The sequence below is a fragment of the Bacillus sp. FSL W7-1346 genome (assembly GCF_038593335.1).
GTDB classification, from domain to species: domain Bacteria; phylum Bacillota; class Bacilli; order Bacillales; family Bacillaceae; genus Bacillus; species Bacillus altitudinis.
Genome location: NZ_CP151988.1, coordinates 1,116,636 through 1,137,989, shown reverse-complemented (window position 1 = coordinate 1,137,989; position 21,354 = coordinate 1,116,636). Strand labels below are relative to the sequence as shown.

Annotated in this window: 21 protein-coding genes and 1 other annotated feature (1 of these 22 cut by a window edge); of the genes, 3 read left to right on the top strand and 18 right to left on the bottom strand. The window is 41.7% G+C overall.

Features of this window, described 5'->3' with window-relative positions; translation table 11 throughout:
- Positions 1-7: a binding site (T-box leader), on the top strand; it begins 212 nt to the left of the window's first position.
- Positions 8-60: 53 nt separating this feature from the next.
- Positions 61-1,056: a tryptophan--tRNA ligase gene (gene trpS, locus NST09_RS05695; protein ID WP_035700292.1), complete on the top strand. Its 996-nt coding sequence runs from the start codon at positions 61-63 to the stop codon at positions 1,054-1,056.
- A gap of 35 nt (positions 1,057-1,091) precedes the next feature.
- Here the strand turns inward: trpS and NST09_RS05690 are convergent, their stop codons facing one another.
- The 9 genes from NST09_RS05690 to NST09_RS05650 form a co-directional block, all read right to left on the bottom strand.
- The gene (locus NST09_RS05690) at positions 1,092-1,844 is read right to left on the bottom strand and encodes a YjbA family protein (protein WP_008348490.1); all 753 of its coding nucleotides are present in this window, start codon (positions 1,842-1,844) and stop codon (positions 1,092-1,094) included.
- 165 nt (positions 1,845-2,009) lie between these two features.
- Positions 2,010-2,909, bottom strand: coding sequence for an oligopeptide ABC transporter permease (opp4C, locus tag NST09_RS05685; protein WP_008348491.1), 900 nt, complete (start codon positions 2,907-2,909; stop codon positions 2,010-2,012).
- Positions 2,910-2,942: 33 nt separating this feature from the next.
- The gene (locus tag NST09_RS05680) at positions 2,943-3,893 is read right to left on the bottom strand and encodes an ABC transporter permease (protein ID WP_007499031.1); all 951 of its coding nucleotides are present in this window, start codon (positions 3,891-3,893) and stop codon (positions 2,943-2,945) included.
- Positions 3,894-3,970: 77 nt separating this feature from the next.
- Positions 3,971-5,605: a peptide-binding protein gene (locus NST09_RS05675; RefSeq protein ID WP_210552354.1), complete on the bottom strand. Its 1,635-nt coding sequence runs from the start codon at positions 5,603-5,605 to the stop codon at positions 3,971-3,973.
- An 85-nt stretch (positions 5,606-5,690) separates the two neighbouring features.
- Positions 5,691-6,686: a dipeptide ABC transporter ATP-binding protein gene (locus NST09_RS05670; protein ID WP_029575386.1), complete on the bottom strand. Its 996-nt coding sequence runs from the start codon at positions 6,684-6,686 to the stop codon at positions 5,691-5,693.
- 23 nt (positions 6,687-6,709) lie between these two features.
- Positions 6,710-7,690, bottom strand: coding sequence for an ABC transporter ATP-binding protein (locus NST09_RS05665; RefSeq protein WP_046527013.1), 981 nt, complete (start codon positions 7,688-7,690; stop codon positions 6,710-6,712).
- Between the two features lie 170 nt (positions 7,691-7,860).
- Positions 7,861-8,655 carry a DUF2268 domain-containing protein gene (locus NST09_RS05660; protein WP_035700281.1) on the bottom strand — a complete coding sequence of 265 codons (795 nt, stop codon included), beginning with the start codon at positions 8,653-8,655 and terminating at the stop codon, positions 7,861-7,863.
- Between the two features lie 77 nt (positions 8,656-8,732).
- On the bottom strand, positions 8,733-9,974 hold the full coding sequence (gene fabF / locus NST09_RS05655; protein WP_007499040.1) for a beta-ketoacyl-ACP synthase II: 1,242 nt from the start codon (positions 9,972-9,974) through the stop codon (positions 8,733-8,735).
- A gap of 21 nt (positions 9,975-9,995) precedes the next feature.
- Entirely contained in the window at positions 9,996-10,934 is a 939-nt protein-coding gene (locus tag NST09_RS05650; RefSeq protein WP_024720058.1) for a beta-ketoacyl-ACP synthase III, read from the bottom strand.
- 169 nt (positions 10,935-11,103) lie between these two features.
- On the opposite strand from NST09_RS05650, the gene NST09_RS05645 reads away from it, so the two are divergent.
- Positions 11,104-11,337 (top strand): hypothetical protein, encoded by a 234-nt coding sequence (locus NST09_RS05645; protein WP_008348506.1) that lies wholly within the window; start codon positions 11,104-11,106, stop codon positions 11,335-11,337.
- 10 nt (positions 11,338-11,347) lie between these two features.
- On the opposite strand, the gene NST09_RS05640 is transcribed toward NST09_RS05645, so the two are convergent.
- The 4 genes from NST09_RS05640 to NST09_RS05625 form a co-directional block, all read right to left on the bottom strand.
- Positions 11,348-11,545, bottom strand: coding sequence for a ComZ family protein (locus tag NST09_RS05640; RefSeq protein WP_008348507.1), 198 nt, complete (start codon positions 11,543-11,545; stop codon positions 11,348-11,350).
- Between the two features lie 11 nt (positions 11,546-11,556).
- Complete coding sequence (locus NST09_RS05635) at positions 11,557-12,522, bottom strand: BMP family ABC transporter substrate-binding protein (RefSeq protein WP_008348509.1); 966 nt, start codon at positions 12,520-12,522, stop codon at positions 11,557-11,559.
- A gap of 90 nt (positions 12,523-12,612) precedes the next feature.
- On the bottom strand, positions 12,613-13,188 hold the full coding sequence (locus tag NST09_RS05630) for a hypothetical protein (protein ID WP_061418679.1): 576 nt from the start codon (positions 13,186-13,188) through the stop codon (positions 12,613-12,615).
- A gap of 75 nt (positions 13,189-13,263) precedes the next feature.
- Positions 13,264-14,004 carry a hypothetical protein gene (locus NST09_RS05625; protein ID WP_007499048.1) on the bottom strand — a complete coding sequence of 247 codons (741 nt, stop codon included), beginning with the start codon at positions 14,002-14,004 and terminating at the stop codon, positions 13,264-13,266.
- 212 nt (positions 14,005-14,216) lie between these two features.
- Between NST09_RS05625 and NST09_RS05620 the strand changes: the two genes are divergently transcribed.
- Positions 14,217-14,411 carry a YjzD family protein gene (locus NST09_RS05620; protein WP_008348514.1) on the top strand — a complete coding sequence of 65 codons (195 nt, stop codon included), beginning with the start codon at positions 14,217-14,219 and terminating at the stop codon, positions 14,409-14,411.
- Between the two features lie 119 nt (positions 14,412-14,530).
- Here the strand turns inward: NST09_RS05620 and NST09_RS05615 are convergent, their stop codons facing one another.
- The 5 genes from NST09_RS05615 to NST09_RS05595 all read right to left on the bottom strand — a co-directional run bounded on the left by NST09_RS05615 (position 14,531) and on the right by NST09_RS05595 (position 21,330).
- Complete coding sequence (locus tag NST09_RS05615; RefSeq protein ID WP_008348516.1) at positions 14,531-15,796, bottom strand: MFS transporter; 1,266 nt, start codon at positions 15,794-15,796, stop codon at positions 14,531-14,533.
- Between the two features lie 169 nt (positions 15,797-15,965).
- Positions 15,966-16,145: a YjzC family protein gene (locus NST09_RS05610; protein WP_008348517.1), complete on the bottom strand. Its 180-nt coding sequence runs from the start codon at positions 16,143-16,145 to the stop codon at positions 15,966-15,968.
- Between the two features lie 103 nt (positions 16,146-16,248).
- On the bottom strand, positions 16,249-17,199 hold the full coding sequence (gene argF / locus NST09_RS05605) for an ornithine carbamoyltransferase (RefSeq protein WP_056705173.1): 951 nt from the start codon (positions 17,197-17,199) through the stop codon (positions 16,249-16,251).
- Positions 17,196-20,276 carry a carbamoyl phosphate synthase large subunit gene (locus NST09_RS05600; RefSeq protein WP_342493424.1) on the bottom strand — a complete coding sequence of 1,027 codons (3,081 nt, stop codon included), beginning with the start codon at positions 20,274-20,276 and terminating at the stop codon, positions 17,196-17,198. Before NST09_RS05600 ends, argF begins: the two co-directional genes overlap by 4 nt.
- Complete coding sequence (locus tag NST09_RS05595) at positions 20,269-21,330, bottom strand: carbamoyl phosphate synthase small subunit (RefSeq protein WP_007499056.1); 1,062 nt, start codon at positions 21,328-21,330, stop codon at positions 20,269-20,271. Before NST09_RS05595 ends, NST09_RS05600 begins: the two co-directional genes overlap by 8 nt.
- Between the last annotated feature and the right edge of the window lie 24 nt (positions 21,331-21,354).

Genomic DNA, 21,354 nt, shown 5'->3' with positions numbered 1-21,354 from the left:
CCCTTTTCTGTTGAAAAGTGATGGGTGGGCCTTTTTATATTGAAGAAAAGAGGTTTTAGTATGACAAAAAAGACGATTTTCTCAGGCATTCAGCCTAGCGGTTCTGTGACATTGGGGAACTACATTGGAGCGATGAAGCAATTTGTCGATCTTCAGCATGATTACAACGGCTACTTTTGTGTGGTCGATCAGCATGCCATTACGGTGAGTCAGGATCGTTTAGCCCTTCGACAAAATATTAGAAGCTTAGCCGCTCTTTATTTGGCAGTGGGGCTTGATCCAGAGAAGGCAACATTGTTTATCCAATCAGAGGTACCTGCCCACGCCCAGGCAGGATGGATGCTGCAATGTGTCGCTTATATTGGGGAATTAGAAAGAATGACTCAATTTAAGGACAAATCTGCTGGTAAGGAAGCAGTCGTTTCAGGACTATTAACGTATCCGCCATTAATGGCTGGCGATATTTTGTTATACGGTACGGACTTAGTTCCTGTAGGAGAAGATCAAAAGCAGCATCTTGAATTAACGAGAACGCTTGCTGAACGCTTTAACCGAAAGTACAATGACATCTTCACTGTACCTGAAGTCAAAATTCCAAAAGAAGGCGCTCGGATTATGTCTTTAACTGACCCAACGAAAAAGATGAGCAAATCTGATCCGAACCAAAAATCCTTCATTACCTTATTAGATGAGCCAAAGCAGCTTGAAAAGAAAATCAAAAGTGCTGTGACTGATTCAGAAGGCATCGTCAAATATGACAAAGAAAACAAACCTGGAATTGCCAACTTGCTGACGATTTATTCTGTATTAGGGAACGTATCGATTGCAGAGCTTGAACAAAAATACGAAGGCAAAGGTTATGGTGAATTTAAGGGAGATCTTGCGAACGTTGTTGTGGATGCATTAAAACCGATTCAAGATCGCTATTATGAACTCATTGAATCAGAAGAGCTTGACCGCATTTTAGATGAAGGTGCTGAAAAAGCGAACCGTACGGCAAACAAAATGCTGAAAAAAATGGAGAATGCGATGGGTCTTGGCCGGAAACGCAAATAAAACAAGCTTGCAGCATATTCAGCTGCAAGCTTTTTCTAATTGACTTTCGATTCGTTTTCCATTTCCCAAAGTTTTTCAAAAAATGGCTGTCCTTTAATCATTTTTTCACAAAAGGCTAAATGGTTTTCTGACCATCCATCAATGGTTTCGTTATAAAGCATGTTCCAAATTTCCTCGAAAGACATTCGTTTGATCTGGTTGTACATGCGCGGATTCCATTCTGTATACCAATAGGCAATTTCTGCCCGGTTTTGAAGCCCCTTTAGTTGATCTAACGCCATAAACATCAGCTGCTTCAGCTGTCTTTCTTTTCTCGTTAATCCGCTGATATGCTGCGGTGGTAATGATAGGATGTGATATTCTTTCGTCGATTCAAGGCTATCTGTTGTGAATTCATACTCCTCTGCCTTCACATCTTTCACCATTTCATACACCAATTGCTCCTGTCTTGGAATCAATCGGCTCTTTCTCACAGGGATGGAATAACCAATCGTATCCACAGCAATGATTCTAATCCCGTCCGTGACCACAAAGCAATACTCTAATTTACGGCGTTCATGATTTTTTCGAATATATGATTTCTCAAATACAGACTCTAGCAGCGTCTTCGGCAGCTCTGATAGATCATTCTCTATGTAATCAAACAAAGGACTCTGCACCTTGAGTAAAGGTACTTGATCTAACAGCTCCACGCTGTCCTCCTTGCGCCACTCATGAAAGTGGCACACATTATAGCCATTCTCTTCCCCTTCAAACCAATTCACCCATACGTCATGAAGAAATAACATAACCAATCCCTCACTTTTTAAAAACTGTTGTCCACAGTATGGGCAAGGGATAGAGAAATTATTCCAACTTTATTAAAACTTCTCCCTGACGGAAGGACGGCTTTATTTCCTGGGAAAAGAAGAACGTCTCGCAGAGTCCTTTCACGATTTTCTATAAGCAGAACCTTATTTTAGCTTTTTAGGATCAAGGGCATCTCTCAGTCCATCACCTAAGAAGTTAAAGCATAAAACGGTAAGTAGAATCAGTAAACCTGGGAACAGTGGATACCACCATGCTTGCACCATAATGGAGAAATTTTGTGCATCTTGAAGCATGTTTCCCCAGCTCGCCGTTGGAGGCTGGATGCCGAACCCTAGATAGCTAAGTGTCGACTCAGCTAAAATAACAGAACCGACTTTTAATGTAGCAGACACAATAATAGGGCCGATACAGTTCGGTAAAATATGCGAAAAGATGATGACATGGTTTTTCGTTCCGATCGTTCTTGCTGCGAGTACGAATTCTCTTGTGCGAAGTGACAAGAATTCACTGCGGATCAGCCTGGCGGTTGTTGTCCAGCCAGTCAGCGCAAAGATTAAAATCAATTTATCAATACCCGGTTTAAAAATTGTCACTAGCGTGATCAAGAGAAAAATATCTGGAATAGACAATACCACATCCACCATTCTCATGAGCACAGAATCGACAAAGCCTTTAAAGTATCCCGCTACCGCCCCAATGACGGTACCAATGGTGATGGCTCCGACTACTGAGACAAAGCCAACTAATAGAGACACCCTCGCTCCGTATAGCACCCTTGAAAAAATATCTCGGCCAAACTTGTCGGTTCCCATAAAATGCTCTGCACTTGGAGGCTGTAGCCGTTTCAATAAGTCTTGCTGTTCCGGTGCGTAAGGTGCGATCACCGGGGCGAAAATAGCCGAAAAGATAATGACCAATAAAATAGCGGAGCCGGCAACCGCCAATTTATTTTTGAAAAATTTCTCGCAAAATAAACGAAGCATCGTCTCTGGTTTTGGCGGAAGGCCTTCTTTTAATTTGAGATCAACAGGAGGTGTTCCCATATTAGGTTGTGCCAATTGTGCCTCAGCTCCCTTCTAATATTCAATACGCGGATCAACGATCGCATAGAGAATATCCGCTATTAAGTTTCCAACGACCACGAGCACAGCAGAGATAACAGTCATCGCCATAATGACGGGATAATCTCTTGAAAAAGCAGAATCGATAAACAGTTTCCCAAGCCCTGGCCATGTGAAGATTTGTTCCACCACGACTGCGCCGCCAATAAAGGATGGAATCATGAGTCCAAAGATCGTAATAACAGGCATCAGACCGTTTCTCAATCCATGTTTGAAGATGACTTTGTTCTCTCTAAAACCTTTCGCTCGCGCCGTGCGAATGTAATCCTGCCGCATCACATCGAGCATACTTGACCTTGTATAACGTGTAAGGCCGGCCATATCAGCCGTTGCTAAAACAAAGGCCGGTAAAATAATATGATGAAGCCGGTCAAATAGATTAAAATCTGCATTTAAGGTAGAGACACCCCCGGTCGGAAACCATCCTAAATTCACTGATAACACCATTATAAGGATCAAACCAAACCAGAAATTCGGAATAGCCAGTCCGATAAATGATGTAACCGTAATACCATAGTCAAGTTTTGTATACGGACGTTTTGCTGAAAGAACACCAAATGGGATGGCAATAATCAGGGCAACTAATGTAGAAAAGATCATGAGGATGAGAGTATTAGGCAGCCGGGCAAAAATCAAATCAGCCACGGGCGTTCCTTTTTTTACAATGGATGTGCCAAAGTCACCTTGAAGCATATTGCCGAGCCATTTCATATATTGCACATATTCAGGATCGTTCAAGCCGTACTTATCAATAAAGGCTTCCCGGTCTGCGGCACTAATGGTCGGGTCCATCATGAGTGACATCGGATCGCCTGGTGCTGCTTTCATAATCGCAAAGGACAAAATCGTAATACCAAACAAAATTGGGATGGAAAGAAGTGTCCTTCTAATGATATATGTAACCATATGCACAACTCCTTTTTCATCGGATGGCCATACTATGATGAAAAAAGGGGAGACCCCTCCCCTTCTTCACTAGCAGACTACTGTTCAATCCACCATTTTTCGATTTTGTAATATTCATCTTTTGGGTGGTAAGAGTAGCCTTGTAGATTAGATGGCATCGCACGATGTGAGTTGGCATAATAAAGGAACGTATACGGCTGGTCTTCTGCAATCAGCTCATAAATTTTTTCATACGCCTTTGAATACTCTTTACGATCACTCAAGTTTTTGGCATCAACTAGCAGTTTATCGACTTCTTCATTTTTATACCAAATGTTATTTAAGCCTTTTTCAGACTGACTTGAATGGAAAATGCTGTATTGGTCAGGGAATGTCGCTAAGCTCCAGCCGAGTAATAACGCATCATAATCCCATTTTGGCGGGGTTGTTTGTTCGATTAATGCACTAAATTCTACAATTTGCGGTTTTGCTTCAATGCCAATTTCTTTGAGCTGCTGCTGGACAACGACAGCAATATCTTCACGGACTTTGTTTCCTTGGTTCGTCTTCAAGACGAAGGAGAACTTCTTACCGTCCTTATCAAGATAACCATCTCCATCTGTATCCTCCCAGCCTTCTTCCTTCAGCATCTTTTTCGCTTTTTCTTGATCAAATTCAAATACTGGGACATTTTCATTTTTAGGGTAGTTCCATGACAGCGGGCTTTCTGGGATGTTGGCTACTTTCCCGTCTCCATCTAACACTTGATCGACAATCGTTTGACGATCAATGGCATGGGTAAGCGCTTGACGGACTTTTTTACTTTTGAACAATTCGTTTTTCTGATTCCAGCCAATATATGAATAATTAAGCCCTAGATCAGATTCGATTTTGATGTTACTAACTTTTTCAGCTGTTTGCAGTTCTGCTCCAGGTACTGCAAAGAAATCAATATCACCTGCGGATAGCTGAGCCATGGCTGCATTTTGATCAGGAATCGTTTTAATGGTGACTGTATCAAGGTATGGGCGTCCATCCCAATAATCATCAAAAGCTTCTAGTTTGACATAGTCCCCTTCTTTCCACTCGGCAAATTTAAATGGGCCGGAGCCGATTGGATTTTTTCGGTTAAATTCATTTTCGCCAAGATCCTTTATAGGGACATCACCTAAAATATGCTTTGGTAAAATGCCATAGCTTCCTAGCGTGACATTATAAAAATATGGGTCTTTTTTATTCAGCTTAAATTCGACCGAATAGTCCCCTGTTTTTTTGACAGACTCTAATACTTCAAAGCCTGATCCACGCTCACCATTGTAATCCTTATTGATCGGAATGCTGTATGTAAACACAACATCATCAGCAGTCAGTTCTTCTCCATCATGAAACTTCACGCCTTTTCTAATGGTCACATCAAACTGTTTGCCGTCATCGGTTTCTTTAATATCTTCTGCCAACGCCAGCTGTGGGTTAAGCTTTCCATCTGTTTGTAGTAAAAAGCTATAGATTCTTTCTTCAATATCAGAACTTGCTACGTCTGTTGAGTAAAGTGAGTTAAATAATGTAGGCTCTGCAATCGAACCAATGACAAGATCGCCGCCTTGTACAGGTTTACCTGTGGATTTCTTTTCACTGTCTCCAGACGTTTTATTTCCACCAGAACAAGCAGCAAGGATCAATGTAAAGATCAGCAGCAAACTGACCAAAATGGACTTTCTCTTTCTATCTTTCATAGACAATTCCCCCTATCTTTTTTAAAAAATGATGACAGAAGCCCGTTTTATCCCCCCTCTCAAAGATGAGATCATACAAGCGTGATCAAGCGTCGTAGAGGTGGCAGGCCACAAAGTGGTTCGTTTTTAATTCTTGAAATTGTGGTACTTTTTCTTTACAGACTTCTTTCGCATGCGGACATCTTGTATGAAACACACAGCCTTTTGGCGGATTAGCAGGGCTTGGTAAATCCCCTTGCAGCATAATCCGTTCCCTTTTCACCTGACCTTTTTTACGGGTGACTGGAACGGAAGATAAAAGCGCCTGTGTATACGGATGAAGCGGATCATCGTACAGGCTATGCTTATCCGCCAGTTCCATCATTTTGCCAAGATACATGACGCCCACTCGATCACTAATGTGGCGGACCACACTGAGATCGTGAGAGATGAATAGATACGTGAGGTCAAACTCTTCTTGAAGCTCTTCCATCAAATTGATGACCTGCGCCTGAATGGAGACGTCAAGCGCTGAAACAGGCTCATCTGCTATGATCATTTCAGGATTCATGGCAAGTGCACGAGCGATACCGATCCGTTGCCTTTGTCCGCCGGAGAATTCGTGCGGGTATCGATTCGCAAAACTTGGGTGAAGGCCGACTTTGGATAAAAGCTGTTCTACTTTTTCATTTCTTTCTTTTAAGGAATATAAGTGATGTGTTTTGTAGGGTTCTTTGATGATACTTCGAAGTGTTTTTCTAGGGTTGAGTGATGCAAAGGGATCTTGAAAAACCATTTGGATGTTTTTCCTTGTTGATTGTCTTAGTTTTGATTCAGATACATGAGAAATATCTTGCCCTTTAAATAGAATTTGTCCTTCTGTTGGTTCATATAAACGAATCATCGTCCGTCCTAATGTGGATTTACCGCATCCAGACTCTCCAACGATGCCTAACGTTTCACCTTTATAAATGTTTAAGTCGATGCCGTCAACCGCTTTGACTGCTCCTACTTTCTTTTGCAGCACGCCAGCTTTAATCGGAAAGTGTTTTCGTATATTTTTTAATTCCAGGATGGTTTCTTTCTCAGATCGATCTGTCATGTATGGTTGATTTTCAGCAAGTGTCATGTTTGGCTTGCCTCCTCATATAAGAAACACCTGACGCTTCTACCATTTTCAAAGGTTGTCAGTTTGGGCAATTCACCTATGCAGTGTTCCATTACTTTCGGGCATCTTGGCGCAAAACGGCATCCTGCGGGAAGCTGATCTGGCGCAGGGACATTTCCTTTTATCGCCGTTAATGGCTGAATGTCTCCGTCAATGACTGGAATGGATTCAAGCAGTCCTTCTGTGTATGGGTGAAGCGGCTGATCAAACAACTCTTCAACGGTTCCATTTTCAACAACCTGTCCGCAGTACATGACAATGACGCGGTCTGCTACTTCCGACACAACACCTAAATCGTGCGTAATGAGAAGTATAGATGTACCAAAGGTCGAACATAAATCTTTCATTAAGGTCAGCACCTGGGCTTGTATGGTCACATCGAGCGCAGTAGTCGGCTCATCCGCAATGAGGAGCTTCGGATCACAGCTTAGCGCAATGGCGATCATGACTCGTTGACGCATACCGCCGGATAAACGGTGCGGGTAATCTTTGATGATTTGTTCTGGCCTGGAAAAGCCTACAAGCTTTAGCAAGTCAATCGCTTTTTTGGTCGCTTCTTTTTTTGAAAGTTTTTTGTGGTAAATGAGGATTTCTGTTATTTGTTCCCCGATGGTTAAGACGGGATTAAGTGAGGTCATGGGTTCCTGAAAGATCATGGATACATCATTACCACGAATATTGCACAATTCCTTTTCACTATATGTAACAAGGTCTTTTCCATCAAGCTTAATGGAACCATCCATAATCTTCCCACCAGTCCCATTAATCAGACCCATGATGGATAAAGACGTAATACTTTTACCAGACCCAGACTCACCGACTAATGCGACTGTTTCCCCTTTTTTGATACTAAAATCAACGCCATCAACAGCAGGTATTGGTTCCTTTTTTCGAAAAAAATAGGTTTTTAAGTTTTGCACTTCAAGCAGTGTGCTCATGCATTCGCCCCTTTCTCCATAGATCAAATGAACCGAATCGAAAAATTCCGTCTTTTTAGAATAAAAAGAATTATCAAAATTTATATTTGTATATTATTACATCAGCATGACGAAATCAAGAAGTATTTAGTAAAATTGTAATATGACACTTTTTTTGTGAATGATTGTCTTTATGATTCTATCGCCTTTAAAAACGTTTCCGCTGGCTCCGCAATCATAGACTCCTCGCTGATTCGGTGCTCATCGAAATACTTTTTCACGATATAAAATCCAGTGGCATAGCCAAGCATTTTGGGGTAGTTCCCTTTTCCATAAAGGAGATTCTGTATCAGCCTTTCGTCGTCCTGCACTTTCTGATAAAGGTGACTGGATACCCATTTCTTGTACATGCGTTGCAGCTGCGATTCATCATATAAAGTCGTCCACTTTGCTGTATAGCTTTCTCCATATCTATGATACACAGCATATTCAGCGAGCCCCTCCATCATGATTGTATCAAGGAATGTAAAATCTTTTTCTTCTTTCGTGAGAAAATGCAACCTGCATACATGGTGATATTCATGCGTCAGCAACGTACCGATTCGCTCCTTCGGTGTATGCGGGGATAAAAAAAGAAAGATTTTGTCATCAAATGCCATGCCGGATTGAAAGTAAAATTGTTCTCTGATCTCTTTGCTGCTCTCATTAACAGGCAAAATAAAGACAGGGACATCAGGACCTCCCCACTTTTTTTGCAGCGCTTTGTATTCTTTCATCACAAGCTGGAAATACCCTTTTTCTTTGAGCTTGTCGATCATTTCCTGGCAGGCGTTCCATGATCGAACCATCCCATGATGTTGTAAATGGGCGAGAATAGATGATCCTTCTTTTTTATCCGCACCTTTAAAATAAGGGACAAAACGTGCCGCCAGCTCCTGAAATGATGATGATTGCTCAATGAGATATTGTGTATTGATCAGACCCATACCGCTGAACACCTCCATTTTCATCATATGCAAAAAGGCGGCGATCTGTTTATAGATCGCCGCCTTCTTAAGACATATTACGCTTCGTATTTTTTGAAGATAATTGTCGCATTGTGCCCGCCAAAACCAAGTGAGTTGCTCAACGCAACTTGTACTTCTTTTGAACGTGCTTCATTTGCTACATAATCAAGATCACATTCTTCATCTGGTGTTTCAAGGTTAATCGTTGGCGGAATGACACTGTCTTTAATCGCCAGAACAGAGAAAATCGCTTCTACTCCGCCTGCTGCGCCAAGTAAATGACCTGTCATTGATTTTGTCGAGCTGATCGCAAGCTGATTCGCATGCTCTCCAAACACTTCTTTAATCGCCATTGTTTCAAACTTATCATTATACGGTGTGCTTGTTCCGTGGGCATTGATATAATCAATTTCTTCCACTGTTAAACCTGCATCACGAATGGCTTCTTTCATTGCACGTACGCCGCCTTCTCCGTTTGGAGCAGGTGCTGTGATATGGTATGCATCTCCAGTTGAGCCGTAGCCAACGATTTCTGCATAAATGGTCGCACCACGTTTTAACGCATGCTCTAATTCTTCAAGAACAACAATTCCCGCTCCCTCACCCATGACAAATCCGTCACGGTTTTTATCAAATGGACGACTTGCTGTATCTGGATCAGGATTTGTCGAAAGGGCTTTGTTTGCACAGAAGCCAGCAAACGACATTTTCGTTAACGGTGCTTCTGTTCCACCTGTAATCATCGCATCTGCATCTCCGCGCTGAATGACTTTAAAGGCATCACCAATGGAGTTTGTTCCTGTTGCACATGCTGTTACTGTACAAGAGTTAACCCCTTTTGCGCCAAGAGCAATTGAAATTTGGCCTGTTGCCATATCTGGAATCATCATTGGAACGAAGAACGGGCTTACGCGTCTTGCTCCTTTATTCGAATACACTTCGAATTGCTCTTCGAATGTTTCAAGTCCGCCAATACCAGATCCAACCCATACCCCAACACGAGGTGCGTTTTCATCTGTAATTTCAAGGCGTGAATCATCTAAAGCCTTTTGAGCAGCAACGACTGCATATTGTGTGAAGCGTGCCATCTTTCTCGCTTCTTTTTTCTCCATGTAATCTTCGATGTTAAAATCTTTTAGTTCTGCAGCTACTTTTGCTGTATATTCACTTGAATCAACACGTGTGATCGGGCCAACACCTGATACACCTGCTACAGCATTTTTCCATGTTGTCTCTACATCGTTGCCAAGAGGTGTCAAAGCACCTAATCCTGTAACAACTACTCGTTTCTTATCCATTAATTTGTGCACCCCACTCTTTTATCGGCCCCATCGCATAGCGATTGCGCCCCACGTTAATCCTCCACCAAAACCAACCATTACAATCACATCGCCGTCATGAATTTTTCCGGCTTCGATTTCTTCACATAGTGAAATTGGAATGGATGCTGCTGATGTGTTTCCATATTTATGGACTGTTTTCGACATTTTTTCAACTGGCAGCTCTAAGCGTTCGCGTGCTGCTTCCATAATGCGAATGTTTGCTTGATGCGGAATCAAGAAGTCTACGTCTTCTTTTGATAGTCCAGCTTTTTCAATCACGTTTACGCTTGACTCGCCCATTTGTCTCACAGCAAATTTAAATACTTCTCTTCCATTCATGATTGTATGATCTTTTTCATCTAAGTACAAGTGCTTCCCGCCTCTTCCATCGGCTCCAAGCTCAAATGATAGAATTCCCTTGCCTTCGCTGACTGTTCCTAGTACAGCAGCACCTGCTCCATCTCCAAACAAAACAGCTGTGTTGCGGTCATCCCAGTCGGTAATGCGAGAAAGCTTTTCTACACCAACGACAAGCACATGTTTGTAAGTGCCAGATTCGATAAATTGTTTTCCAGTAACAAGCCCATACATAAAGCCAGCGCATGCAGCGCTAATATCCATTGCACATGCTTTATGTGCACCGAGCTGCTCTTGAATCATACAAGCGACTGTCGGAAATGCTTGATCTGGCGTAACTGTCGCTACAAGAATCATATCAATATCTTCTGCAGCCACATCTGCGTCAGCTAATGCTTTTTTTGCAGCAGCAAGCGCCATATGAGATGTATTGACATCATCAGATGCAATTCTTCTTTCTTCTATACCTGTTCTAGTACGAATCCACTCGTCAGAAGTTTCAACCATTTTTTCTAAATCACGATTTGTTAATACTTTTTCAGGTATATAGCGGCCAAGGCCAATAATTCCAGCATTCATTGAATAAGACTCCTTTTACTCATACGAGCATGTGATATTGTGATCTTATATTAGTATCTGGTACTAATTTTACCTTATTTTTTTCTCCTTGGCAATACAAACGTCTAACCTTTCCTCTCACTTTTTTCATAGATTAATGATATACCAATAGTAGAAAGGAACATGTGATATGGCGCAAAAGGATATTTTCTCAGCAATGATGTTTGGTCAGCCGCTTGAAAAGGAGAAAAGCAAGACAGAAAAAAAGGAGGAGCGTGCAGAGACTTCTTCAAGTGATGACTCCATTGACTACATGCATGTCATGAATCAAATTGGAAACATTATGAACTCCATCGATGAGCTGAAGCCTGTGTTTAAAGATGTCGGCCCTATGATCAGTGCCTTTAAGAAAAAATTATCATAAAAAAAAGCCACTATTCTGTGGCTTTTTCTGATGCTGCATCTGCTTTTCCAAGCTCATATGCCTCTTGCATGACAGATGTAAACAAAGAGAGAAGCGGCTGAAGTGCTTGTGGATCAAGCTGAATTCCTGCTTTATCTAATTCTTCTTTTGCTTGTGGAAAATACTTCATCGCAATTTGTAAAAACTCCATCGATTTTTCGTGCTGCATGTTCAACGTCCTCACTTTTCATTTGGCAATTTGCCTGTTTTTTTGTAATTCGCAATATCCTTCTCAATGTCTTTCACAAAAGCGCGGTCTATGGTTGAGCTAAATTTCCCCATTTCGATCACTCCTTCTTTAAAGTCAAAGGAGTACTCACCTTGTTCGTTTAGCTTGCCTTCATTAAACTTCTTCGCAATGATACTGTACGCTTTATCGACATGCTGGACTGTGCTAGTTAACACCGTATGGCTTCCAAGGTTGGATTGATCAGTGACATATCCGATCGCAGATAAATTGTCGTTTTTGATTTGTTCAATGACAGGGATATTATAACCATCACCTGCTGGATACACAACATCTACACCTTGTTTTTTCAATTTTTGATAGAGGTTCACCGCTTTGTCAGCATCATCCCAGTTTTCGACAAATTCCGCTAGGACTTGCACATGTTCGTCCTGATATTTTGCACCTTTGATAAAACCGTCTACTTCACTTTGCCAATCATATGTAGCCAGAATACCAATCTTTTTTGTTTTGGACATATGTGCTGCTGTCATGCCTCCGAAAAAGCCCATTGCTTCTCCTTTAAACGTGACGTTTGTGACATTATCAGCTTGAGGCTTGCCTCCATTGACCGTGATAAATTGTGTTTTCGGATAATCTTCACTGATCAAGTTGAAAATTTCGCTGTATTCATTGCCATGGCCAATAATCAAATTGACTCCTTTTTTATGAAATTCTTCAATGGCATCAACGATTTTCTCCTTGTCGACCATCCCTTCCTTATAATAAACATCTACACCAAATGTTGATTGGATATTTAATAAGCCTTTATAACCTTTCGTTCCCCAAACTTGATCATTAATCGTATCGGGGACGAGTAAACCCACCTTCTCAATATGTCCTTTTAACGGCGCCTGCGAGCAGGCAGATAGCATAAGAAGAAGGAACGAAAAGATCATGACAAGCCGCTGGTACTTCATGCCATGTTCAACTCCCTTTGCAACACGCAGGCATGAACCTGTATGTTAAATATAGGTTTATTTTATACTGAAAAAAGATAAGATGGAAGATCATTCTTGCTTTTTGTCGAAAAATGTTGAGTTTTGTCTTTTCCATTCTGCTATGATTTCTTCTGCTTGTTTGTCATCTGTTTGTCTTTCTACCTTTAATTGATGGATCATTTCCTGCCTTTGATCGGTGCGTGCCCACTTTAAAAGCTCCTTTGCGACATCTTCTACAAAAAATGTGTGATCATCCTTTATTCGTCTCTCTTCATGGAGTGTCCACGGACCAAACATGCGTGGAAGGATAACAACCGGAACGCTTTGTTCATGCGAATGGCTTTCGGGTTCTTCGTAAAACAAGTGGTATATGCCATGCTTCGCTTCGAAGTCTGTCTCTCTGTTCATTGAATCATCTGATTGAAAAAAGATCAGGTCATATGCCTCTTTCCTATCTTGACCATCAATAACGCGGACAAGATCATTGCGGCCGAGCCACATCATCCGCTCTTCTAATAACATTTTTTGCTCCTCTGACTGCTCCTTAGGATATGTGATATCCACTTGTATGCCCTCTTTCATCATATATTCACAAAGTGTCAGGCCAAAAAATTCATCTGCACCTATGATCAGTCCTGTTTCCATGTTCATGTCCCCTTTTTTAGCATATCGAATAAAAAGAAGAGCCCTTTCCATGAAGGGCTGTTATCATCCTATTCATTACAATTCTCTTTCATGCGATTTATAAAACTTGTGAATGGACTGAAAGATTCTTCTTGGATGATCAAACATATGCAAGGTAAGGTCCATCTGACAATGGTCTGGATTCATCATATGCTGATCAATAAAAGGCTTTGCGTGTAGTTCATAGGCATACGGTGCGCCGTTTAGTCTCTGCCATATATGAATCGGTACATGAGCTGAATGAACGGGGCAAGAAGGAAGTGGATACGTTTCAGCTTCCTTTGCAGAGCACCCATAGCTCTGTGCGAGTTCTTTCATGAACTGTTTGTAGAAGAATTTGTGTTCCTTTTCTCTTTCTCTTTGTGCTTGCAGGTGTAAACATGGATTCATCATGGCTATAGACCTTAGCACTTCTGGCATTTCTTCGGCAAGACTCATGGCGACAAGTGCTCCCATTCCCTCTGCAAGCACATGAATTTCCCGGTTTAATATTTCTTGTTTTAATGTGTGATGAACAAGCTGTTTCGCACTAAAAACAGCATCTTCACATCCCCAGTGATTCCCATGAAGATGACTATTAAACAATGTATATCCTTCATCCTTTAAAGCAGTTAAAAGCTGGTTTCTTCCGTAATGCTGAAGCCAGAATGATGTATTTTCCTGCACAAAGTGATTTCGGTCACCGAGGATTAGAATGCCAAAGCCATTTGGTTTTTGAGGAAGGTGAATGACGTTCCACTGGGAACCAAGCTGGAAAAAACGTTCGCTTACACCCATATGGCCAGCCTCCTTTCAGTGATTCTGCTTTCTATGATATGAACAACAACTCTTGTAGGAATAAGGAAATCCCCTAAAGACAGAAGAATTCTTTTTATTTTTATAGTAGAAGGTCTCAAAATGGTCACATAAAGGCGGAAAACAGTCTTTTCTCTGAACTCGTATCTATGGTATGATAGTCAATAGATTGTTACATAAAGGACGGTGGAATAATGCATTACATTATCACCCTCATTTGGACTTTTCTGCTGACACATATGGCTGGTTACATCGTTGCATCTATGAATGGAGCTGCTTATGATTTTACGTTAACTTCCATTCTTGCCATAGTGTTTACGGTTATTTTATTCATCTTTGCTGAAGTAAGTCCAATGAAAGAAACAGAAAGTTCAACAGAACATTCTTAATATTGCTGGAAAAGAGCTAATGATTTGAGATTAGCTCTTTTTCTTTTTTTCAGAATGATGACTAGAAGTTGAGAGCGCACGCTAAAACCCCCTGCCGTCAATTACAGGGGGTTTTTGAGTTACACCTCAACCGTTTCGGACTTCTGTTTGTCTGCTGACAAATGGCTTTTCGCTAGCCCTGTGAACAGGAAGATCGCGATGCCTGATAAAATCTCAAGCACACCACCCCCCGCAATGACAGGTCCTGCTCCAAAGCGTTCTGCCAGGACGCCCGATATGACGGCTGCAAGCGGGAGAAAGACATTTGATGACGCATTGATCACGGCATATACTTGCGGCTGATCTTCTTGGTCAACAGACGTTTGAATAATGACCATCTCTGGGACATTGATTGCACTGACGGCTGCACCAAAAATAAAGGAAGCTAGAAGAACGACTGGAAGCCATGTACTCATTCCAGTGATAAAGAATGCAGCTCCTTCAATCATGCCTGCGACAATAAAGAACAAGCCGAATCTTTTGATTTTCACCTTCGCCAGTGCAAAGCCCATCATAAATGCACCGACTGCGGCGACACCTCTTAAAATGGAATACACCATTGAATCACTTTGCAGCGCTTCTGCTACATATACAGCGGATAATGCCTGCCACGGAGCTGCGGCGACATTCATTAAAATACAATAAAGGGTCAGTGCAAATAAAATATGATGATTTTTAACGACTAGAAAGCCTCTTTTTAAGTTATACAGATATGTATTCTTTGCTTGTTTAATGCCTGCTGCTTTTTCTTCGTCAGACTTCTTCAGTTTAACGCCAATAATAAACATGCCCGATATGATGAATAAAGCAGTGGTGATCAGGAGCGTATCTGCAGGTCCAATTAATTTGACCAAAAGACCAGCGACCATCACCGCAGCAAGTGCGACAATTTCAAAAGATGATTGCAGGATCGCATTTGCTTTTTGAATGAGATGCTTTGGAACAATCTGAGGCAGGATGGCCACAGAAGCCGGGTTATATGCTGCACCTGTTGCCGATTGAATAACCATTAATGAGATCAATAACCATAGAGGCAATATGTGCGAAAAATGCAGTAGTGGAATAATGAGTACAATGGTTGCTCGAATGACATCTGAAGCAAACATCCATTTAGATAAATGATGTCTTTTCATAAGAGGTCCTAGTATTGGGGCCAACAATGATGAAGGAAGAACTGTCACTGCTAGAAGAAGTCCGGTACCGAGCGCTCCATCCCCTCTTAAAATCAATAACCAAAGAACGGATGTAAAAGCAAAACTTTCTCCTGTATTTTTTATGAGTCTTGATATGAACAATGAGGTGAAGCGTTTATTCCAAACACTTTCACTGAGATTCATCTTTTCCATCACACAAATCCTTTCAACCTTATACTATTCTTACATATTTTACCTTAAACTTTCTTTTTTTCATACTATTTATTTGAAAATTGGAACTTAATTGTTTTTTATTATAAAGAAAAAAGAGGCATGACACATGCCTCTAAAGACTTATTCATATGGACTCTTAGTCAATTGCTTAAGGCTTTCTTTGGTAAGTCCAAACACGGTTATGGTTCGAGTTATCCGGAAAGACGTCTCCTGCTTTAAGCTTTATCTTTAAAGGATCTTTCACCATACTACCGGTCTCACCGATTTCGATATAAACACCATTATTAGGTGCCTTATTACCAGATTTAAACTGATGCTGTTGACCCATTTCCATCCTCCTTTCTCGATTGATGTTATTATGTCCCGTCCATTGCCTCTCCAATCCAATATGTAAAAAGTCCCTGCTCAGCCGAGACAGGGACACTTGTGATTTATTTAGGTTGTTGATACATGAGCTCTTTGATTAACGCTTTTTGCACATGCAAGCGATTTTCTGCTTGCTGGAATACTTTAGAGTGTGGTCCATCAATGATATCAGCCGTCACTTCTTCTCCTCGGTGTGCCGGCAGACAATGAAGGAAGATATAATCTGCTGCTGCATGTTGCATGAGTTCCTCATTGACTTGATATTCTTTAAATTCAGCTAGACGTTTCTCTGTTTCAGCTTCCTGTCCCATGCTTGTAAATACGTCTGAATAAATGACACCTGCATCCTGAACAGCAGCTACTGGATCTGTTGTGACGATGACTTCTGCGCCTGATTGTTTTGCAAACGCCTGGGCAGTGTCTGTCACCTCTTGAAGAGGTTCATAGCCTTTTGGTGATGCAACGGCAATGTCACAGCCTAACTGCGCGCAGCCAACCATTAAGGAATGAGCCACATTATTCCCATCACCGATGTACGCCACTTTCACACCTTTTAGTGTGCCTTTTGCTTCTTTAATCGTCAGTAAATCAGCCAGTGCCTGACATGGATGAGAATAGTCCGTTAGTCCGTTGATCACTGGAATAGAGGCGTATTTTGCAAGTTCTTCTACCTTCTCATGTTCAAAGGTTCGAATCATGATGCCATCTACATACCCAGACAGCACCTGCGCTGTATCACCAATCGTTTCTCCTCTACCAATTTGCAGATCATTTGAGCTGAGGAAGAGCGCATGTCCGCCTAGCTGCGTCATGCCCGCTTCAAACGAGACACGGGTTCTAGTTGAAGATTTTTCAAAGATCATCGCTAATGTTTTTCCTTTGAATAAATCTTGATATGGATGTTGTTTCATTTCTTCTGCTTTTTCAATTAAGTACGCAATGTCATTGATCGAAAAGTCTTTTAACGATAAAAAGTCTTTTCCGTATAATGCCGGTTGCACGTCGACTTGGCTCATGCCGTCACTTCCTTTTTATATAATTCGTGGAGAGATACTGGTGATACATCTCCATCTTTTCCTTGCAGGAACGCTTGCGCTGTTTCATATTCGGTTAGAACTTGAACACCATGTGTGAGTGCTTTTACACGCTGTTCTTTTGCCTCTTCATCATCACCTAAATGAATGTGAAGCGATTTATCGTCTTGTTGCAGCCACGATTCAAAGCTGCCAGTCCAGACGTCAAAGCCTGCTCGTTTTGCTTCATCTACGAATAATTCACTGCCTTGTATAAAGAGGCTTCCTTTCTGTTTCCAGATCGGTGCAAACACTTTTTTCAACGCGCTTTCGACGTTCTTTCCAACACACATTCCTTCACCCGTCGCTTTCATTTCAGGTGTCAGCTTTAAATCGATATCTTGAATGGCATGTGAGGAGAAGACTGGGAATTTAACAGCTGTGCCCCCCTTATTCTTCGTTTCCGGTTTCAATTCTTCAAGCGTTGCACCAGCTAACAGCTGAGTCGCCATTGGGATCATGTCAACACCCATGACTTTACTTACAACTGGAACAGTCCGGCTTGCCCGAGGATTCACCTCTAATACGAGCGCCTGGTTCCCTTTTATCACAAATTGAATATTCATAATGCCTTTAAAAGCTAATTTCTTTGCGATTTGTTCAGAAGCGTTATACACCTGCTCTTTGATGTCTTCACTAATAGAGACACTTGGTAAGATGGCAAAGCTGTCACCTGAGTGTACGCCCGCTTTTTCAATATGCTCAACGATTGTTGGAATGAATGTCGTTTGTCCGTCTGAAATGAGATCCACTTCCACTTCTTTTCCAGTGACATACTCATCAATTAAGATCGGATAAGGTAAATGATCTGGCTGATCAAGTAGTTCTGCCAATTGAGCTTCTGTATGAACAACGATCATGCCCATTCCACCAATGACATATGATGGACGAATAAGAACAGGGTACCCGATGCTTACAGCATGCTCCAGTGCTTCTTCTTTTGAATGTGCTGTATCTCCTTTTGCATGAGGAAGATTCAGTTCATCAAGAAGCTGATAGAATAAATCGCGATCTTCTAATGCATCTAGTGTGTCAAAGGACGTGCCTAACAAGGTAACGCCGGCTTTTTCTAAACCTTCCGCCACATTGATTGCCGTCTGCCCGCCAAATTGAACGATGACAAAATCAATTTGCTCCGCTTCAACTACGTTTAAAATATGTTCTAACGTGATCGGCTCAAAGTATAAACGATCTGCAATCTCATAATCGGTACTAACCGTTTCTGGATTGTTGTTCATCATGATGGTTTCAAATCCAAGCTTTTGTAGAGTAAGAACGCCGTGAACGGCACTATAATCAAACTCGACTCCCTGCCCAATTCGAATCGGACCGGAGCCAATGATGAGTGCACGCTGCTTTGTTTTCTCTTGATGCTCTCCATCACTTTTGCCAAAGTACGTAGAATAGAAGTAATTCGTTTTTGCATCGAATTCAGCCGCACATGTATCGACAATTTTAAATGAAGCGGAAATGCCATACTCTTGGCGAAGCTGTCTGATATCTTGTTCACTGCGATCCGTCAGAGAAGCGATTGTTTCATCAAGGAAACCTTTTTCTTTTACCTTTCTTAAGGTGTCTTTGGATAGCGTCCCCTGATGGTTCTTCAATTCTTGTTCGAGTGTGATCATATTCTTGAAAACATGTAAGAAAAACAGATCAATCTTCGTCGTTTCATGAATCGTTTCAACGGTTTCTTGTCTGAAAAGAAGCTCCATGACAGCAAAGAAACGGCGATCGTCCGGTGTTTTGATTAATTCAAATAACTGTTCATTCGAATGTTCTTTCAGTTCAGGCAAGTGGAAGCCCTTTGTTTTGATTTCAAGTGATGCGACGGCTTTTTGAATGGCAGATTCTAAATTACGGTCAATCGCCATGACTTCACCAGTCGCCTTCATTTTTGTGCCTAATTTCCGGTCTGCCTGTTTAAATTTATCGAACGGCCAGCGCGGGAATTTCACCACGACATAATCGAGTGCCGGTTCAAAGCTAGCATACGTTGTTCCTGTAAGCGGATTTTTCAATTCATCTAGTGTATAACCGACCGCAAGTTTTGCCGCCATTTTGGCAATCGGATAGCCTGTTGCTTTCGATGCAAGAGCAGAAGACCGGCTGACCCGAGGGTTGACCTCAATGACAAAATATTCTTTGCTAAGTGGATCAAGAGCGAACTGGATATTACAGCCGCCAACGACATCAAGCGCTGAAATAATTTTTAAGCTTGCTGAGCGGAGCATTTGATAATCCTGATCCGTTAATGTCTGTGACGGTGCAACGACAATCGAGTCACCTGTATGCACACCAACTGGATCGATATTTTCCATGTTACATACAGTGATACACGTATTTTGACGATCTCTCATGACCTCATACTCGACTTCTTTAAAGCCAGCAATGCTTTTTTCAACTAAGCACTGATGAATCGGACTCGCTAGAAGAGCACCTTCAATCAGCGGTTTAAAAGTCTCTTCAGTTAAAGCGATGCCTCCCCCTTTACCACCAAGTGTGTAGGCTGGTCGAAGAATGACGGGAAAGCCCACTTCTTTTGCAAATTGAAGGGCGTCTTTCGCATTATCAACAATTTCACTTTCTGGTACAGGTTCATTCAAATGCTTCATGAGAGCACGGAATTTCTCACGATCTTCACCGTTTTCAATTGTTTCAACTGATGTTCCGAGCAGTTTTACCCCATGCTTTTTCAGCACACCGGCTTTTTCCAGCTCGACAGCAAGGTTTAAAGCCGTCTGTCCGCCAAGATTGGCTAAAAGACCATCTGGTTTCTCTTTTTCAATGATTCTTGTCACTGAATCAACTGAAAGCGGTTCAAAATAAATTTCATCAGCAAATGACTCGTCTGTCATAATGGTTGCTGGGTTGTTATTCACTAAGATGACGTTGTAGCCTTCTTCTTTTAAGGCCATACAACCTTGTGTTCCTGAGTAATCAAATTCTGCTGCCTGACCAATGATGATTGGACCGGACCCGATGACTAGAATGGTTTGTATGCTTTGATCTTTAGGCATGTGCGACTTCTCTCCTTGCTTGTTTCACTTTCTCAATAAAATCATCGAATACCCATTCACTTTCTGCAGGGCCTGGATGTGCTTCTGGATGAAATTGAACGGACATAATCAGCTTCTCTTTATGAATGAATCCTTCAACAGATCCGTCATTCACGTGGAGGAATTTGACGTCCACTTCTTTGTCATTCATGCTTTTTTCATTGACCACATAGCTATGATTTTGGCTTGTCATAAAGACACGTTTTGATTCTGTATCTTGTACAGGATGATTCGCCCCGCGGTGGCCAAAAGGAAGCTTATACGTATCCCCGCCAAGCGCAAGAGCAATTAATTGATGACCTAAGCAAATGCCTAGTGTCGGGAAGGTCATCATGATGTCATGAATGGTTTTTAAATATGGCTTCATTGTTTTTGGATCTCCAGGTCCATTTGACAAAAGGATCGCATCTGGCTTGATATCAAATACCTTTTCCATTTGTTTGTACGGAATCACTGTGACTTTACAGCCGCGCGCTTCGAGTGAGTCTGCAATAGATTTTTTAAAGCCAAAATCAATGAGTGCTACATGTTCCTCGCCGCTGCCTTGTGTGTATACTTCATCTTCTGTGACCTGCTCAACCACATTGTCTTGCTTCATTGCAGGCGGCGTTTCATTTTCGTCTAAACTAAGCACTGCATTCATCGTTCCATTGGCTCGAATGTTCTGCACGACTGCGCGAGTATCTGTATGTGTAAGAAGCGGAATGTTCCACTTCTGTAAATAATCTTTTAAGCTTACGGCTGCAAGGTGATGAGAAAAATGCTCAGCTGCCTCATAGACAACGACCGCTTTTACTTGTGGTTTTTTGCTCTCAAAGTCTTCATGATTGATGCCGTAATTTCCGATGAGCGGATATGTGAAGACAATGATTTGTCCTTTATAAGAAGGATCTGTGAGCACCTCTTGATAACCTGTCATCCCTGTAAAAAAGACCACTTCACCTGTCATGCCAGCTTCTCCTGTCAGATCTCCTTCAAAAGAGGCTCCATCTTCTAAATTTAAATAACCTTTCATGCTTGTGTCACCCCATATTGAATA

What these genes read in the sequence shown, in the direction of transcription:
- NST09_RS05595 (WP_007499056.1), bottom strand. Translation starts at nt 21,330, where the DNA reads ATGAAAGGTTATTTAAATTTAGAAGATGGAGCCTCTTTTGAAGGAGAT.
- NST09_RS05600 (WP_342493424.1), bottom strand. Translation starts at nt 20,276, where the DNA reads ATGCCTAAAGATCAAAGCATACAAACCATTCTAGTCATCGGGTCCGGT.
- NST09_RS05645 (WP_008348506.1), top strand. Translation starts at nt 11,104, where the DNA reads ATGGCGCAAAAGGATATTTTCTCAGCAATGATGTTTGGTCAGCCGCTT.
- argF (WP_056705173.1), bottom strand. Translation starts at nt 17,199, where the DNA reads ATGAGCCAAGTCGACGTGCAACCGGCATTATACGGAAAAGACTTTTTA.
- NST09_RS05625 (WP_007499048.1), bottom strand. Translation starts at nt 14,004, where the DNA reads ATGGGTGTAAGCGAACGTTTTTTCCAGCTTGGTTCCCAGTGGAACGTC.
- NST09_RS05670 (WP_029575386.1), bottom strand. Translation starts at nt 6,686, where the DNA reads ATGACAGATCGATCTGAGAAAGAAACCATCCTGGAATTAAAAAATATA.
- NST09_RS05650 (WP_024720058.1), bottom strand. Translation starts at nt 10,934, where the DNA reads ATGAATGCTGGAATTATTGGCCTTGGCCGCTATATACCTGAAAAAGTA.
- NST09_RS05675 (WP_210552354.1), bottom strand. Translation starts at nt 5,605, where the DNA reads ATGAAAGATAGAAAGAGAAAGTCCATTTTGGTCAGTTTGCTGCTGATC.
- trpS (WP_035700292.1), top strand. Translation starts at nt 61, where the DNA reads ATGACAAAAAAGACGATTTTCTCAGGCATTCAGCCTAGCGGTTCTGTG.
- NST09_RS05615 (WP_008348516.1), bottom strand. Translation starts at nt 15,796, where the DNA reads ATGGAAAAGATGAATCTCAGTGAAAGTGTTTGGAATAAACGCTTCACC.
- NST09_RS05630 (WP_061418679.1), bottom strand. Translation starts at nt 13,188, where the DNA reads ATGGAAACAGGACTGATCATAGGTGCAGATGAATTTTTTGGCCTGACA.
- NST09_RS05680 (WP_007499031.1), bottom strand. Translation starts at nt 3,893, where the DNA reads ATGGTTACATATATCATTAGAAGGACACTTCTTTCCATCCCAATTTTG.
- NST09_RS05620 (WP_008348514.1), top strand. Translation starts at nt 14,217, where the DNA reads ATGCATTACATTATCACCCTCATTTGGACTTTTCTGCTGACACATATG.
- opp4C (WP_008348491.1), bottom strand. Translation starts at nt 2,909, where the DNA reads ATGGGAACACCTCCTGTTGATCTCAAATTAAAAGAAGGCCTTCCGCCA.
- NST09_RS05610 (WP_008348517.1), bottom strand. Translation starts at nt 16,145, where the DNA reads ATGGGTCAACAGCATCAGTTTAAATCTGGTAATAAGGCACCTAATAAT.
- NST09_RS05665 (WP_046527013.1), bottom strand. Translation starts at nt 7,690, where the DNA reads ATGAGCACACTGCTTGAAGTGCAAAACTTAAAAACCTATTTTTTTCGA.
- NST09_RS05640 (WP_008348507.1), bottom strand. Translation starts at nt 11,545, where the DNA reads ATGCAGCACGAAAAATCGATGGAGTTTTTACAAATTGCGATGAAGTAT.
- fabF (WP_007499040.1), bottom strand. Translation starts at nt 9,974, where the DNA reads ATGGATAAGAAACGAGTAGTTGTTACAGGATTAGGTGCTTTGACACCT.
- NST09_RS05660 (WP_035700281.1), bottom strand. Translation starts at nt 8,655, where the DNA reads ATGGGTCTGATCAATACACAATATCTCATTGAGCAATCATCATCATTT.
- NST09_RS05635 (WP_008348509.1), bottom strand. Translation starts at nt 12,522, where the DNA reads ATGAAGTACCAGCGGCTTGTCATGATCTTTTCGTTCCTTCTTCTTATG.
- NST09_RS05690 (WP_008348490.1), bottom strand. Translation starts at nt 1,844, where the DNA reads ATGTTATTTCTTCATGACGTATGGGTGAATTGGTTTGAAGGGGAAGAG.